The organism is Aeromonas enteropelogenes (genome assembly GCF_000819845.1).
GTDB lineage: Bacteria > Pseudomonadota > Gammaproteobacteria > Enterobacterales > Aeromonadaceae > Aeromonas > Aeromonas enteropelogenes.
Map to the genome: position 1 here is coordinate 124,635 of NZ_CDCG01000046.1, position 15,276 is coordinate 139,910.

A 15,276-nucleotide genomic window follows, 5' to 3' on the forward strand; every position below is an offset into this window, starting at 1 on the left:
TCACCACCCCCACCGTCCCGCCTTGTGTCGTTTGCACTGGTCGGGGCGGTTTTCACTTCTCAACGCCGTCCAAATCACACATAATGCGCACCATTCTCATTTAGATTCGTCATGAGAAGCGTCACAATAAACCCGATAATAAAACCAATGGTGAGAAGGGACATGAGAAAAACCGTACTGGTACAGGCGATCGCCTGCGCACTGCTGGGTAGCGCCGCGCACGCTGCCGTCAAGGTGGAAGACAAGACATTCAACACCGCCGCCAACATGCTGGCCTACACCGAATTCGAGCTCTCCGGCGAGCCGCTGGCCGAGGCCCTGGGTCTGGATCTGGACGTGCTCGACGCCAACCGCGCCGACGAGCCAACTCCGTTCGACTTCGCCGCCGGCATCGAATCCTATGAGTACTCCGAAGAGGCGATGTACGCCCTCAACTACCAGTCCGGCATGGGTCCGCACCTGGTGAACGGGCCGCAAAACCTGGCTCGTGGCGGCACCCTGGCAGATCTCGGCAAGCGAGTGCTGGCCATGGCCGACGCAGTCGGCTTCCCGGCCGATGAAGTGCCGCAAGGCATGTATCCCCTCTCCTTCCCCTATGCCTCTGCCAATCCGGAGTTTGCCCAGGCCGTCAACACTACCCCGGTCAACGGCGACGAGATCACCATCAAGACCGCCAAGGGCAACGAGAAAACCGTCAAGACCCAGGTGCCGGCCTACTTCCGCGACTACGCGACCCTGCGCTGGAGCGGCAGCGACAACCTGCTGGTCCCCGCTGCCGTGGGCGGCATCCTGCTCAAAGAGGTGATGTGGTCCCAGGACTTCCTCGGCGGCATGCACGTGGCCGAGAGCGATGAAGAGGTGGAGGCCGCCTCCGCCACCATGGATCAGGACGGCAAGCACAAGCTGGGGGTCTCCGCCGCCGATGGCTTCAACGGCATGATGCTGACCGAGCAATCCATCGACAAGCTGGCCATCTTGCAAAGCCAGCTCGGCTTTGATGGCAAAACCCTGGGCGCCAAGATCACCCCGCAATACGATCCGGCCAAGGGCGTGATTTACTTCCCCCATCAGGTGAAGGTGACCGAGACCAGCAAGAACGAAGTCGGTGCCATCGGCAAGCTGGAAGTGGTCGACGGTTCCGCCCAGCTGCGCGACGCCTGGATGATGCTGTGGCCGCTCTCCGAGTTCTACGCCTTCAGCGATCAGCGTAGCGCCAACACCAACCAGAACCCGGCCTTTCACGCCGTGTTTGACGGTGCGCCGTTTGCCGCCGCACCGGCTGCCAACAAGGCCAATGATCTGGCCAAGGCAGTGGCAGGCGACGACGCCTTCTCCCTGGCCCTGAACCTCTCCAACCTGACCTTCAAGAACCTGGGCGCCCTGCACTTCGAGCCCAAGGCCGGCACTCTGGTCGACAGCTGGCAGAATGGCAAGCAGGCCAAGCACGTCACTACCTTCGACGCCGCCTACACCCTGGTCGCGCTGCAGATCTTCCAGCGCGCCCAGGACGCCCTGCCGGTAGGCTACGCCGCCGGTGACAATGGCGAGCTGAACCTCAAGACCAAACAAGGGCAGGAGGCGCTCGCGCTTATCACCAAACAGGCCGACTTCATCCTCGCCAAACTCAAAGGCAGCAATGGTCTGGTGCACGACGGTCTGACCCTGGGTGGAACCGTTGACGCCAGCCAGTCTGTCGAGACCCAGTTTGCCGCCATCCGCGGCCTGACCGCCGCCTTCCTGGCGACTCAGAACGTGAAGTACCGCACCGCGGCGCGCGAGCTCTTCATCGCCACCGACAAGGCCTACTTCAACCAGAAGGCGGGTACCTGGCTTGCCGGCAAGCAGGGTGAATACGCCCCCTGGACCCAGGCTGCCATCTCCGGCGCCCTGCGCTCTGCCATGCTGAACCTGCGTAATGAAGGGGCCGAGAAGGCGCCCGAGCTGGAGCTGGCCAAGTTGACCACCCAGTACGTCAGCTGGTTCCGTGGCACCGTCAACGGCGGCATGCAGATGGCCGAGTGGATCGGTGACTCCGGTGAGAACATCATCACCGGCGCCGGCAGCGATACCGATGAAGATGGCGTCCCGCAGGTCACCGCCGCCGGTGGCAAGCACGGCACCGCCATGGTGATGGCAGGCAAGGCCGTGATCAGCGAATAAGCCACAGGTCACATCATGCAAAAGGGAGCCTTAACGGCTCCCTTTTCATTATTGCGTCAGGCAAGGTACGGGCTTACGCCAGCTTCTCCAGCATTCCCTTGGTAACCAGCACTATGCCCTGTTCTGAGCGGTAGAAGCGACGGCTATCCTCGTCGGCATTCTCTCCCACCACCAGCCCATCGGGCAGCACACACCCCTTGTCTACCACTACCCGGCGCAAACGGCAGCCCGCCCCCACTTCCACCCCGGGGAAGATCACCGCCTGATCCAGGGTGCAGAAGGAGTGAACCCGCACATTGGTAAACAGCACAGAGTTGAGCACAAACGACCCGCTGACGATGGTTCCGCCGGAAAACATGGAGTTGATGGTCATGCCATGCTGGCCGTTTCGGTCCTGCACGAACTTGGCGGGCGGTGTCAGGGTTTGACTGGTCCAGATGGGCCAGTTTTCGTCATAGATGTCGAGCTCCGGTACCACGGAGGCGAGATCCATGTTGGCCTCCCAGAAGGAGTCGAGGGTCCCCACATCACGCCAGTAAGGTTTCTGCCCCTCCTTGGCCCCGACGCAGGACATGCTGAAGGGGTGGGCAAACGCCTTGCCCTCCCCCACGATGCGGGGAATGACGTCCATGCCAAAATCGTGCTTGGACTCCTGGTTGAGGATGTCCTCTTCCAGCAGCTCATAGAGATACTCCGCCTCGAAGATATAGATGCCCATGGATGCAAGGGACTTGTCTTCGCAGCCCGGCATGGCCGGCGGATTGGCCGGCTTCTCCACGAAGGCGCGGATCTTGCGCTGCTCGTCGATGTCCATGACGCCGAAGGCCGAGGCCTCCGAGCGGGGCACCTCGATACAGGCTACCGTCACCTTGGCGCCAAGGCGCACGTGATCGAGCAACATGGCGGCATAGTCCATCTTGTAGATGTGATCCCCCGCCAGCACCACTATGTACTTGGGACCATAGTCACGAATGATGTCGACGTTCTGATAGATGGCGTCGGCAGTACCGCGATACCAGTGCACCTCGTCCACCCGCTGCTGAGCTGGCAGCAAGTCGATGAACTCGTTCATCTGGTAGCGCAAAAAAGACCAACCCGATTGCAGATGTCGCAGCAGGCTGTGGGATTTGTATTGCGTCACTACCCCCACCCGACGGATCCCCGAATTGATGCAGTTGGAAAGCACAAAATCGATGATCCGGAACTTTCCTCCGAAATGCACCGCAGGCTTGGCCCGGTTGTCGGTCAGCTGCTTCAGGCGGCTGCCACGTCCTCCCGCCAGTACCAGCGCCATACTTTGATTCAACAACTGCCGTGCTTTGGCACTATTCCCTGGCTCTAACAACATGATTCACCTCTGCCTCGTTTGATCCATTTCGAATTCATCTTCGCCGGATTTCAAGCCCGTGAAAGTGGTTTCACTCACAATTTATTCAATCCCGAACGACACATTTGCACCAAGTTGCGAGGAACAGCATGGTTTGCCGAACGGGGTCGGTTAGAATCCCCAAGTGACCGCAGCCACCTCAAGGATGACAAGATGGTTCAAAAGCTTGGACGCTCCCTCTTTCTCATTGCCACCATAGTGAGCATACCCTTGCTGCTCCTGCAAGGGTTTTGGTTGGCACTTCAAAGCACACCGGTGACTCTGGTCATCATTTTGTCGACCACCCTGCTTGGCATGGGGCTGCTGTTGCTGCTGGCATTGCGCACCCTGACCGGCATGCAACAACACCAGGAGCTGGTCTGGGTCAAGGCGCTCACGGAGCGGGACCCCGAACAGCTGGACGATCCCGCCTCCCGGGAAGCCCTGCAACAGTTGCTGCTCCAGTTTGAGAGTGATTCGCAGCATGCCCATCGCCAGCTGACCGAGCTGAGCAATCTGGCCACCACGGATGAGCTGACCCAGTTGCTCAATCGCCACGCCTTTCGCCGTGACGTGACGGAGCTGCTGCAGCGGGATCAGGACACCCAGACCGCCACCCTGGTGCTCATCCGTGCCACCGAACTTGGCAAGATCAATACCCAGCGCGGCTTCCAGTCCGGTGATGCCTACATCAAGGACATGGCAAACCTCATCAAGCAGGTGGTGAGCCGCTTTCCGGGGAACCAGGTCTATCGCATCTCGGGGGCCGACTTTGCCGTACTGGTGCAACCCGTGGTCAATATTCCGCCTCACCTGCTGGGGCAGGATTTGAAGGTGGCCTTCGACAATTACCAGGAGCAGCACGAGCTGGAGAGTGCCGCCTACTCGGGCCTTACCCGGCTTAGCAGCGGCCAGAAGATCGAAACCGTGCTTGCCAGAGCCGATCTGGCGCTGGCGCGGGCCCAGACCGAAACCATCAATGGCTGGGCCATCCAGCATGAGGACAACATCACCGATCTGCAGGGCCAACACCACTGGCGCGAGGTGCTGGGGGAAGTGCTGGCCCAGGAGCGTCTCACCTTTACCTATCAACCCATCCAGCCTCTGCATCGCAGCATGATGGCCTACAACGAGATCTACACCCGCTTTTGCGGCAGCGATGGTACGGCCCTGCCAACCGACACCCTGTTTGCCATGGCCCAGCGGCTCGATATGGTGATGCGGCTGGAGCAACTGGTGATTGTCCACGTGATGCGCCAGTACCGGGCATTTGGCTCCAACCAGAGTCGCTGGGGGATCAACCTCTCACCCAATCTGCTGCAAAACAGCGCCCTGCTGATCTGGCTGGACAGGCAGCTGCTCAAGGATCCCAACACCAGCGCCAACCTTGTGTTCGAGCTGGACGAGGAGCATCTGGAGCGCAATCCGACCGGTGCCAAGCGGGTGTTCGAGCTGCTGCGCCGCAATGGCAGCCGCTCTGCCATCGCCAACTTTGGCAAGGGCATCGGCTCCTTCAGCCTGTTTCGCGAGCTCAAACCCGATTACATCAAGCTCGATCCCGCCCTCATCACCGGGCTGGAGCAGGATCAGACCAACCAGCAGTTTGTGCGGATGATTGTCGACGTGTCACACCGGATGGGGTGCCAGGTGATCGCGGAAGGGGTGGAACAACTGGGCCAGAAGCAGCTGTTGCAAGGAATGTATGTAGATGGCCTGCAGGGTTATCTGATCGCCCGGCCGCAGCCTTTGCGACCGGATATCAGCCAGTTGGGCCTGTTCAGTGAGGATGCTTCAGCTTCAGAAGGGTCAGAATGATGTCGTTGAGCTGGCGGTAGCGCTCCAGCTCCTTCTGATCATAACGGGTCGCCAGACTGGAGGGGTTATGGCGGTGCTTGAGGTACCGGTTGATCTGCAGCCGATTGAAACCCGCCACATGATAGACCTGGCCCAGCAGGGCATTGAGCTCCTCGCTGGGTAGCCCGGCCCGGGCAAGATAGTCGTCATCGGCCGGGCTCTCAATCTGATGACTCCACTTGCCGATGCGGCCGCTCTCCTGCAAATAGCTGAGCCATTGTTCGAGATGGAGGGGCTTGCATCCGGAGAGCAGGGTAAAGAAGCCCACTGCATCACAGCGGCAATCACTCAACAGCACCAGTGCCAGCTGATCGTCATCGCACTGGAACGTCACCGGCCCGGTCTGTGTCCAGTCCAGCGCCTGTATCCGGATGCTGGCCCGCCCACCCTCTATGCCTGTGACGTCGAACAAAAACATGGCTATCCCCCCCTGGCAAAAGGTTGATGATGGACCATCGCCTGCGCGGGTGCAAAGGCAAATCCCCCTTTGACCCTCATTATGCCCACGGGATCATAAAAAAGACCGGCATCCTCGCGGATACCGGTCTCATCATTGCTTTGCTACGACACCGGATGTCGGCGTCGTCAATGGAGGCGCCTTCAGGCGTCCAGTTCGACCAGCGCCTTGGCCAGCTCGATGGGCTCCAGCTCCTGGCCTTCCAGATCGGCATTCCAGTTCGGGCCCACCAGCACATCGTCATCGTCCAGATCGTTGATCCAGATGTCGAGAAACTCTTCCAGGTCGATCACTTCCGGCTCATAGTCGGCCCACTCGTCCACACAGTGCAGACGGGCATCTTCCTCGGCGGACCAGAGCGGCATCACATCGGCATCTTCAAATTCGGCAGAGCGGCAGACCACCCAGTCTTCACCGTAGCGCAGACCCCAGACCTGACCCGACTCGCGGACTTGTTCAACAAACAGCTGGAAATTGGCGTCAAGATTGTCAGTTAATTTGCTCATGGGGCTCTCTCTTACAGGCGGCTGGCCAATACGGACCAAGAATGGGGCAGATGGTGTCGCAAAAGCCCCCCAGACTCAAGTCAAATCCCTAAAAAGACGGGGGATACCCCCATCAAGTACGATATCGCACCACCAGGGTACTCAACTCATCGCTGGTTTGCGACAAGGAGCCGGCCGCCTGACCGGTACGCCGGTTCTCCACCAGAGCCTCGCTGGCCAGTTGGGTAATGGCTGACAGGCGCAGGGTGATCTCCTCGGTCGAACTGCTCTGCTCACCGGCCGCCCCGGCAATTTCGCTGTTCATCGCCAATATGGTGCTCACCGCCTCGTCAATATTGCCGATGGCTCCTTCCGCATCACCGGCTTTCTGCGCCGTCGAGCGCGACAGTCGCTGCAACTGTTCGATGCCGGTCGCCACCTTGCCGGCGCCCTCCTGCAAGCGCTGGATCATCTGCCGGATCTCGTCGGTAGAGCTGTGAGTGCGAGTGGCCAGGGTACGCACCTCATCGGCCACCACCGCAAACCCCCTTCCCTGCTCACCGGCGCGGGCCGCCTCGATGGCCGCGTTGAGGGCCAGCAGATTGGTCTGCTCGGCCACCCCGCGGATCACGTCAAGCACGGAGCCAATCTGCTGCGAGTCCTGCTCAAGGCGGGCCACGGCCTGCACCGTCTCCTCCATCTCGTCCGCCAGCTGTCCTATGGTGGTGATGGTCTGGGCCACAATCTCGCGGCCATGCTGGGCCAACTGGCGTGCCGATTCTGCCGCCTGGGCTGCTTGCTCGGCATTGAGGCCGATGGCGCGGCTGCTGCCGGTGATCTGCACCATGGCCGCCGCCACCCGCTGGGTGTCCTGTTCCTGATCGGTCACGATGGCACTGGTGCGTGCCACTACTTGCTCGAGCTGCCGGGCTGCATCCTTGTTGTGGCTGGTGATCTGCTGGGCACGGCCGATCAGCTGGGCCATCTGGTTGGCAAACTGATTGAAATTGGCCGAAAGCAGGCTGAGTTCATCACGGCCGCTCTCGGGCAGGCGAAAACGCAGATCCCCCTCTCCCCTGGCCATGTCACCCAGGGCAGACACCGACTGGGACAGGGGCATCACTATGCTGCGCCGGATCAGGGTCGCAGCCGCGAGCAGCAGCACAGCCAGCAGGGCGCCTATGCCCATCAGGGTACGCAGTACCTGCTGGTATTGCGCCTCCACATCATCCACATAGATGCCGGTGCCGATGATCCAGTCCCAGGGGGTAAACTGCTTGACGTAGGAGATCTTGCGCACCGGCTCATCGACGCCGGGTTTGGGCCAGTAGTAGGCCACTTCGCCGCTCCCGTTTTGCTGCTTGACCCGCTCGACGAAGGCGACGAACAGCTTGAGCCCCTGCTTGTCCTCCACCCCCGAGAGATCCTGACCATCGAGCTCGGGCTTCATGGGGTGCATCACCATGGTGGGATGGCTGTCATTGATCCAGAAATAGTCGTTCTGGCCATAACGCAGTTTTTGCACGGCGGTCAGCGCCAGTACCTTGGCGTTCTGTTCGTCCAGCCTGCCCTGGCGTACCTGCTCTTCATAGCTGGCGACCAGGCTATAGGCCGTCTCCACCTGTGAACGCGCCTGGTTGCTCTTCTCCGCCATCAGCCCTTGGTAATAGACGCGCAGGCAAGCGAACAGCAACAAGCCCAGCACGGCGACCACCATCAACACCATCAGCATCAAGCGATGGCCAATACTCCATTGCCTCAACATACCGTCATCCTGACAAAATACATTTTGTTAACAAGGTATGCTGACGGCTTCATCCATGTCCATGGTCATCAGCAAACGACATCTAAAAACTTGATCCATCTCGAAAAAACAAAAGGCGCCTGATGGCGCCTTTGCATTCAATACAGTGGGAAAATCAACGCTCCCAGTACACCTCTTCCAGGCTGTCCTCTTTCTCCGGCAGACCGCGGGAGAGACGGGGGCTGCTCTGGGCCAACACCTCGTAGCTGACCCGGTTGGCATATTTGCACACCTGGGCCAGGGAGGAGTAGGTGAGGAACTCGGAGATGTGCTTGGCGGAGTTGGGCACGTTCATCCGGTGGTAGGAGTTGGCTACCATGTCGTGCAACACGGCGGAAAGGGCACCGTCGCCCGCACCGTTGGTGTTCTTGATCTTCTCCGGGCCACCCATGTAGGGGGAGATGTGGGAGTAGATGCGCATCGGCTTGCGGCATTTTCTGCGTGCCATCGGGCGGCTGAACTCATACATGTTGAACTCGGGGATCACCCCCGGCAGCAGGGTATGAGTGGTCTCACGCTTGTAATCCTCGTCGGTGTAGCTCGCCATGTAGAGGCCGATGGGGCCGGCGGTGCAGAGCACCATGTCAGCCCAGTCGAGGGCCTTGTCGGCGGCACCGAGGGGATCGGCGATGCCGGTCAGGGCCTCGCCCTCGTCCTCGTTCATCGCCAGCACGGTCACGTTCTCGGCGATGAATTCGCGCCACCACTGGGGATTCTCGTCGATGACGAAGCGGGTACCCAGGGTCAGTACCACGGGGATGTCGGCCTCACGGGCATAACGCACCGCCGTCATGGCTGCTTCCTTCATGGGGTCGCCGTCATCACCGCGTACCAGATAGGCGGTGATCACCAGAGCGGAGGCTCCCTTGATCACCTCTTCGGGGATGTGGCGCACGTCCAGCTGATTCATCTTGCCGGCATTGATGCCGAAGCTGCGCTCGCCACACTCGGTGATGAAGGTGAAGCAGCGACCGATGGGGCCATCCACCGGCTGCAGATAGTCGAGGTTGACACGAGAAGAGGTGTTGCACAGATAACGGTAGGCATAGCAACCGATCCGGATATCCTGGCTCATTACCCCCAGCAGGATGGAGTGGGAGTCGGCCAGTACCGAGTAGTTGTGGACCGTGTTGCCGATGGTACCGCCGGCAAATTCGCTCACCACCATGTTGTTGGCCTTGAGCTCGTCGTAGATGCGTTCAGCCACCTCGTCGGTGATCACCACCGAGTGGCCCTTGCTCAGACCATAGCGAGCCAGAAAGTCATCATCCACATGGGCTTCGATGTCAACCAGGGTCTGATCGATACCCACGACATAGGCTTTGCCCAGTTCGGTGAGTTGGGCGCTTTGCGAGATCAGGGGATCACGGCGATCGACAGGGAAGTAGTGTTTGGACTTGCGCTGACCGGGAAATTTCATGGCAATGTTCTGTGCTCTGGGGAAAAGAGGGGCGGGATTTTAACACAATCAGCCGCCCCGAAAAGTCGCCCTGATTAAATTATGGGGTCAGTATAGACAAGGGCTGCAGGGGAAAACGTTTATTCTTCGCCCAACAAAAAACCACCTCGCCGGGAGGTGGTTTTTGTGTACCCAAGGAGGCTATTTTCAACTCGCCGACAGCAGCAGCGCCAGCACCGAAAAGAGTCCCAGGGACAGCCAGAACAGCAGGGTGCCAAACAGCCGCGGCAGATTGGGTGCCTTGGGGATCTGCATGCCGATGGCATGGAGCACCCGACCTGCCAGCAGCATGCCGCCGCCAAGATGAAGCCACAAGGCCCCCGCCCCGGCCAGCTCGCAGAGGGCCATCAACAGCAGAGTCAAAGGAACATACTCGGCAAAATTGCCGTGGGTACGGATCGCCGCCAAGAGCTCTGGCGCCTCCCCTTCCCCTATCATCACCTTGAACTGGGCCCGGCGTTTGACCACCCAGAAGGAGAGCAGCAGGAACAAGAGCCCCAGCAAGCCTGCATAGAGCAGGGTGATATGGATCATGCGATCGCTCCTCGTTGATACATCATACTGCCTACCCTCCTCACGCCAGCTCGCGGCAGATGAGGGAGACCATCATGCGGATATGGGCCTGATCGTTGTTGAGGGCAGGAATATAGGCAAACTGCTCTCCACCGGCTTCCATGAAGGCCTCATGGTTTTGTACCTGGATCTCCTCCAGGGTTTCGAGACAATCGGCGGCAAAGGCCGGGCAGATCACATCGAGCCGCTTGATGCCGCGACCCGGCAAGCCGGCGACCGTTTCGTCCGTGTAGGGCTTGAGCCACTCCTCCTTGCCAAAACGGGACTGGAAGCTGGCCGTCCACTGCCCCAGCTCCAACCCAAGCGCCTCCGCCAGCAGGGCGGCCGTGGTGCGGCACTGCTGGCCGTAAGGGTCCCCTTCCTGCTCGTAGCGCTCGGGAATGCCGTGAAAGGACATCAGCAGATGATCCCCCTGACCGTGCTGCTCCCAGTGACGGCGCACGCTCATGGCCAGCGCCTGGATGTATTCCGGGTGGGCATGGTAATCACGAATGAGCCGCACCACCGGCAGGTTGCGCTCTTTTTTCATCGCCTTGGCCCAGGCATCGAACACGGAAGCCGTGGTGCTCACCGAATATTGCGGATAGAGCGGCAACAGGATCACCCGGTTGACCCCCTTGGCCTTGAGCGCCTGCCAGCCATCCGTCATGGAGGGCGAGCCATAGGTCATGGCCAGCTCCACCGGTACATCCACCCCTTCCCGCTTGAGCTCCTGCTCCAGCGCGGTGCGCTGCTGCTGGCTGATGACCATCAGGGGTGAGCCCTGATCGGTCCACACCTGCTGGTACAACTTGGCCACCTTGGGCGAACGGGTCGGCAAGATGATGCAATGCAGCAGCGGGCACCAGAGGTAGCGAGGCAGATCGACAACCCTGGGGTCATGGAGAAACTGGCTCAGAAAGGCTTTTACGGCGGCGGTAGTGGGGGCGGCTGGGGTGCCCAGATTGACCAGCAAGATGCCTGTTTTCGTGGTCACATTGGCTTCCTGTCTATCTGTCGTGATGCAAAAAGGGCCCATCAGGGCCCTTCTCTTAAATTACCTGATGGTACAGGGTGTCATCGACCGGGCTCAGCCCAGGATGGCGGCGAGCTGCTGGCTCACCAGATCAACCGGCTGGGTGCCGTCAATCTTGACGTAACGGGTGTTGCCCGCTTCCGCTTCTTTGCCGTAGAAACCGATGAGCGGTGCAGTCTGCTGATGGTATACATCCAGACGCTTGCGCACTGTGGTCTCTTCATCGTCGGCACGGATCACCAGATCTTCGCCGGTCACGTCATCCTTGCCTTCCACTTTCGGCGGGTTGAACACCACGTGGTAGGTACGGCCGGAGCCGGAGTGAACGCGACGACCGCTCATGCGCTTGACGATCTCTTCGTCCGGTACGTCGAACTCCAGCACGAAATCAACGGACACACCGGCATCCTTCATGGCTTGCGCCTGGGGAATAGTGCGCGGGAAACCGTCCAACAGGAAGCCTTTGGCACAATCGGCCTGGGCGATACGCTCTTTGACCAGACCGATGATGATGTCGTCAGAGACCAGTTGACCTGCATCCATCACAGCCTTGGCTTTCAAGCCGAGCTCGGTGCCCGCCTTGATTGCGGCACGCAGCATGTCGCCAGTGGAGATCTGCGGAATACCGTGTTTTTCCATGATGAATTGAGCCTGGGTACCTTTGCCGGCGCCCGGAGCCCCCAACAGAACAATGCGCATACACGCTCCTATTGATTGGTTATTCAAATCTTGCGAAGGCAAAAAAGTACACGGTTTCGCCCGCTTCTACAAGGGTGCCCCGCCTGAATGAGTAATTAATCGCCTTAAAAATGCGGGGCATACGCCGCCAGGCTGAACCGTAGGCCAAAAGGTAAGTGATTAAACATTCACCATGGGTGCTGGATGGAGAGGAAAAAAACAGATAAAAAAATCCCGGCTAGGGGGCCGGGAATTGCGCTCAAAGAATACTACTTGTCGCTCGTAGTAGGAACGAGGCAATAGTAGTTGGCCCCCGTTGCGTCAACAACTGTCAGAAGTGACAGGGAGACCGCTATGAAACCGGAACTGGGGATCCGGCGAGCAGATAAGGTCGGCCTCCAGCCTGCCGAAAAAGGCCACCCGCTCGCTGATGTCCTCTCCTGCATAGAGCTCGGCCAGCGCCAGATAATCCTGATAGTGGCGCGCCTCGGAGCGCAGCAAGGAGACATAGAAGCGACCCAGCTCCTCGTCCAGATGGGGGGCCAGCTTGGCGAAACGCTCACAGGAGCGCGCCTCTATGTAGGCGCCGATGATCATCTTGTCGACTATGGTGGCAGGCTCGTGGGTGCGCACATGTTGCATCAGGCTGCGGGCATAGCGGGAGGCGGTCACGGGGCCGTAGGGGATGTCGCGGGCCGCCATGATCTCCAGCACCTGCTCGAAGTGGTGCAGCTCCTCCTGAATGAGGCGCACCATGGGAAACAGCAGCGGATTGCGCGCCAGCTCCTCGAACACGGTGCGATCGGACTCCCCCATAGTACGTTTGCCGAGGATCTCTGCCTTCTCGGGGATGGCGTCCAGCTCGCGGTAGAATTCCAGCTTGGGCAGCAGGTGGCGCTTGCCCTTGGGCAGGCAGTAGCGGCGCACCAGGCTGTGAGCGGTGAGCGCAGCCTTGTTCTCGCAGTTGGCATGATCGATGAGCAGGGTCGGCAGGTGGGCGGGATCCCGCGCCATCTCTACCCACTCATCCGGGGTCTCACAGTGCAAAAACTGGCGCACGGGGGCTAGCAGATCATCCATCTGAACTCTCATCTGATCGGAAAACATGGCAGGCTCCTATGCTAGCGGATCCCGCCGTCACAGCCCACCCCTGCACGCATAAGCGCCGCTTTTTCAAACAGATATCCCCTGCCCTCCCAAGTTGCAGAAACAACAATGGGGGCCAGGGCCCCCATATCATCATCTTTAGCAACGGAGAAAACGTTTAACTGCCTTCGTTAAAAATTTCCAGGTTGCTGGTGCCTTCGTGCCACTCGCGTACCGCCTTGCTGTCATCGTTGCGCAGGGCGTTCAGGTGGTCCAGATAGGATTGATCCACGTCGGCGGTGACATAGTGGCCATTGAACACCGAGGTCTCGAAGTGGCGCAGCTCCGGGTTGATCTCCCGTACCGCGGCTTCCAGATCTTCCAGATCCTGGAAAATCAGACCGTCAGCACCGATCAGGGCACACACCTCTTCCACTTCCCGACCATGGGCGATCAGTTCGTTGGCGGTGGGCATGTCGATGCCATAGACGTTGGGGAAGCGGATCTCGGGGGCGGCGGAGGCGAAGTAAACCTTGGCGGCACCGGCTTCTCGCGCCATCTGGATGATCTGCTCGGAGGTGGTGCCCCGCACGATGGAATCATCCACCAGCAGCACCTTCTTGCCCTTGAACTCGGAGCTGATAGCATTGAGCTTGCGACGCACCGACTTCTTGCGCTGGGTCTGGCCCGGCATGATGAAGGTACGGCCGATATAGCGGTTCTTCACAAAGCCCTGACGGTACGGTAGATCCAGGGTGTGGGCTATCTCCAGCGCCACGTCGCAGGAGGTCTCGGGGATGGGGATGACCACATCGATGTCGAGATCTTCCCACTCGCGGGCGATCTTCTGGCCCAGCTTGCGACCCATGTTGAGGCGGGCGGCGTAGACCGAGACCTTGTCGATGAAGGAGTCGGGACGGGCGAAGTAGACATATTCGAAGATGCAGGAGCTCATCTGCGGGTTGTCAGCGCACTGCTCGGAGAAGAGCTGACCCTGCTCGGTGATGTAGATGGCCTCGCCCGGGGCGACGTCACGCACGGTTTCAAAACCGATGGCGTCGAGCGCCACGCTCTCGGAGGCGAGCATGTACTCCACCTGACCCTGTTCGTCCTGACGACGGCCGAGGATCAGCGGGCGAATACCGTTCGGGTCACGAAAACCGATGAGACCGTGGCCAATCACCAGGGAGACCACCGCATAGGCGCCGCGGATCTGCTGATGGGTCTTGCGCACTGCGGCGAAGATGTCCGCCGGGGCCAGCGCCATCTTGTCACACAGATCCAGCTCGTGGGCCAGCACGTTCAGCAGCACTTCGGAATCCGAGGTGGTGTTGATGTGGCGACGGGCCACCTTGAACTGCTGCTCCTTGAGCTCCTTGGCGTTGGTGAGGTTGCCGTTGTGGGCCAGCACCATGCCGTAGGGGGAGTTCACATAGAAAGGTTGGGCTTCTGCCGCACTGGAGCTGCCTGCGGTGGGATATCTGACATGACCGATGCCGATGTTCCCTTGCAGACGCTGCATGTGGCGCACTTCAAACACGTCCTTCACCAGGCCATTGGCCTTGCGTTGCCGGAAGTTTCCACTGTCAATGGTTACGATCCCGGCGGCATCCTGTCCCCTGTGCTGCAACACCGTCAAGGCGTCGTAGAGGGCCTGATTGACCGGAGTGGTGCCTACTATACCGACAATACCACACATGTCTTTGCTACCTCGAAGTCACTATACCTGTTTAAGAAAACTCGATGAGTTCAGCATGAACCCGAAAAACCACTGGATGACCGGCTTGAACTCGGGCACCAGTTTGGAGGCCTGCCACCAGTCGCTCTGGGAGAGGCTGGTAAAGGTATCCATGAAAAAAAGCAGGGCACTGACGATCAGTACCCCGCGAATTGCACCGAAGCAGACCCCCAGCACCCGATCGGTACCAGAGAGGCCGGTCTTGTCCACCAGCAGGCCCACCACATAGTTCACCACGCTGCCGAGGATCAGAGTCGCCACGAACAGGGCGGCGATGGCCAGGCCGTTGCGCACCAGGACATCGGAAAAAGAGGTGAAGTAAACGGCGAGATCAGGATAGAAATGGCTGGCAATGAAGAAGGCGACAAACCAGGTGACGAGAGACATGGCTTCCTTGACGAAGCCGCGCACCAGGCTGATGAGGGCAGAGAAACCGACGATACCGACGATGGCGTAATCAATCCAGACCATAGAAAAAGATGTCCTGCGAAATTGCGGCGCAGTCTAACAAAAACGATTGCGCAATGCTTGATAAAATTGTGTTACATGTTCAAAGAAGCGCCGGTTGCGCAGATTTATTCACGATAAAAACGGTTGACCG

13 protein-coding genes are annotated in these 15,276 nt (G+C 59.6%); 2 read left to right on the forward strand and 11 right to left on the reverse strand.

Annotated features, from left to right (window positions below; translation table 11 throughout):
* Positions 1 to 162 precede the first annotated feature (162 nt).
* A complete protein-coding gene (locus BN1123_RS19915) occupies positions 163 to 2,160 on the forward strand; it encodes a hypothetical protein (protein ID WP_042029201.1) in 1,998 nt (665 codons plus the stop codon).
* A 73-nt stretch (positions 2,161 to 2,233) separates the two neighbouring features.
* Here the strand turns inward: BN1123_RS19915 and glgC are convergent, their stop codons facing one another.
* The gene (glgC, locus tag BN1123_RS19920) at positions 2,234 to 3,508 is read right to left on the reverse strand and encodes a glucose-1-phosphate adenylyltransferase (RefSeq protein WP_042029202.1); all 1,275 of its coding nucleotides are present in this window, start codon (positions 3,506 to 3,508) and stop codon (positions 2,234 to 2,236) included.
* A gap of 192 nt (positions 3,509 to 3,700) precedes the next feature.
* Between glgC and BN1123_RS19925 the strand changes: the two genes are divergently transcribed.
* Complete coding sequence (locus BN1123_RS19925) at positions 3,701 to 5,341, forward strand: EAL domain-containing protein (protein WP_042029203.1); 1,641 nt, start codon at positions 3,701 to 3,703, stop codon at positions 5,339 to 5,341.
* Here BN1123_RS19925 and BN1123_RS19930 read toward each other — a convergent pair.
* From BN1123_RS19930 to BN1123_RS19975, 10 genes are all read right to left on the reverse strand, one after another.
* The gene (locus tag BN1123_RS19930) at positions 5,304 to 5,798 is read right to left on the reverse strand and encodes a hypothetical protein (RefSeq protein WP_042029204.1); all 495 of its coding nucleotides are present in this window, start codon (positions 5,796 to 5,798) and stop codon (positions 5,304 to 5,306) included. The two genes, BN1123_RS19925 and BN1123_RS19930, sit on opposite strands and share 38 nt — an antisense overlap.
* A 182-nt stretch (positions 5,799 to 5,980) precedes the next feature.
* Positions 5,981 to 6,343, reverse strand: a complete 363-nt coding sequence (locus tag BN1123_RS19935; RefSeq protein ID WP_026456412.1) for a DUF2750 domain-containing protein — start codon at positions 6,341 to 6,343, stop codon at positions 5,981 to 5,983.
* Between the two features lie 112 nt (positions 6,344 to 6,455).
* On the reverse strand, positions 6,456 to 8,087 hold the full coding sequence (locus BN1123_RS19940; protein WP_042029205.1) for a methyl-accepting chemotaxis protein: 1,632 nt from the start codon (positions 8,085 to 8,087) through the stop codon (positions 6,456 to 6,458).
* Positions 8,088 to 8,241: 154 nt separating this feature from the next.
* A complete protein-coding gene (locus BN1123_RS19945) occupies positions 8,242 to 9,546 on the reverse strand; it encodes an inosine/guanosine kinase (RefSeq protein WP_042029206.1) in 1,305 nt (434 codons plus the stop codon).
* Between the two features lie 186 nt (positions 9,547 to 9,732).
* A complete protein-coding gene (locus BN1123_RS19950; RefSeq protein WP_042029207.1) occupies positions 9,733 to 10,119 on the reverse strand; it encodes an MAPEG family protein in 387 nt (128 codons plus the stop codon).
* Positions 10,120 to 10,159: 40 nt separating this feature from the next.
* Positions 10,160 to 11,134: a ferrochelatase gene (gene hemH / locus BN1123_RS19955; protein ID WP_042029208.1), complete on the reverse strand. Its 975-nt coding sequence runs from the start codon at positions 11,132 to 11,134 to the stop codon at positions 10,160 to 10,162.
* Positions 11,135 to 11,227: 93 nt separating this feature from the next.
* Positions 11,228 to 11,872, reverse strand: a complete 645-nt coding sequence (gene adk, locus BN1123_RS19960) for an adenylate kinase (protein ID WP_042029209.1) — start codon at positions 11,870 to 11,872, stop codon at positions 11,228 to 11,230.
* A 300-nt stretch (positions 11,873 to 12,172) separates the two neighbouring features.
* Positions 12,173 to 12,931, reverse strand: coding sequence for a tRNA isopentenyl-2-thiomethyl-A-37 hydroxylase MiaE (gene miaE, locus BN1123_RS19965; protein ID WP_042029277.1), 759 nt, complete (start codon positions 12,929 to 12,931; stop codon positions 12,173 to 12,175).
* 184 nt (positions 12,932 to 13,115) lie between these two features.
* On the reverse strand, positions 13,116 to 14,636 hold the full coding sequence (gene purF, locus BN1123_RS19970) for an amidophosphoribosyltransferase (protein WP_042029210.1): 1,521 nt from the start codon (positions 14,634 to 14,636) through the stop codon (positions 13,116 to 13,118).
* Positions 14,637 to 14,657: 21 nt separating this feature from the next.
* The gene (locus tag BN1123_RS19975; RefSeq protein WP_042029211.1) at positions 14,658 to 15,146 is read right to left on the reverse strand and encodes a CvpA family protein; all 489 of its coding nucleotides are present in this window, start codon (positions 15,144 to 15,146) and stop codon (positions 14,658 to 14,660) included.
* Between the last annotated feature and the right edge of the window lie 130 nt (positions 15,147 to 15,276).

Excerpts from the sequence above, each read along its gene's own strand:
- BN1123_RS19935 (WP_026456412.1), bottom strand. The coding sequence starts at position 6,343 with ATGAGCAAATTAACTGACAATCTTGACGCCAATTTCCAGCTGTTTGTT.
- BN1123_RS19975 (WP_042029211.1), bottom strand. The coding sequence starts at position 15,146 with ATGGTCTGGATTGATTACGCCATCGTCGGTATCGTCGGTTTCTCTGCC.
- BN1123_RS19945 (WP_042029206.1), bottom strand. The coding sequence starts at position 9,546 with ATGAAATTTCCCGGTCAGCGCAAGTCCAAACACTACTTCCCTGTCGAT.
- BN1123_RS19950 (WP_042029207.1), bottom strand. The coding sequence starts at position 10,119 with ATGATCCATATCACCCTGCTCTATGCAGGCTTGCTGGGGCTCTTGTTC.
- miaE (WP_042029277.1), bottom strand. The coding sequence starts at position 12,931 with ATGGATGATCTGCTAGCCCCCGTGCGCCAGTTTTTGCACTGTGAGACC.
- BN1123_RS19925 (WP_042029203.1), top strand. The coding sequence starts at position 3,701 with ATGGTTCAAAAGCTTGGACGCTCCCTCTTTCTCATTGCCACCATAGTG.
- BN1123_RS19940 (WP_042029205.1), bottom strand. The coding sequence starts at position 8,087 with ATGTTGAGGCAATGGAGTATTGGCCATCGCTTGATGCTGATGGTGTTG.
- adk (WP_042029209.1), bottom strand. The coding sequence starts at position 11,872 with ATGCGCATTGTTCTGTTGGGGGCTCCGGGCGCCGGCAAAGGTACCCAG.
- purF (WP_042029210.1), bottom strand. The coding sequence starts at position 14,636 with ATGTGTGGTATTGTCGGTATAGTAGGCACCACTCCGGTCAATCAGGCC.
- BN1123_RS19930 (WP_042029204.1), bottom strand. The coding sequence starts at position 5,798 with ATGTTTTTGTTCGACGTCACAGGCATAGAGGGTGGGCGGGCCAGCATC.
- BN1123_RS19915 (WP_042029201.1), top strand. The coding sequence starts at position 163 with ATGAGAAAAACCGTACTGGTACAGGCGATCGCCTGCGCACTGCTGGGT.
- glgC (WP_042029202.1), bottom strand. The coding sequence starts at position 3,508 with ATGTTGTTAGAGCCAGGGAATAGTGCCAAAGCACGGCAGTTGTTGAAT.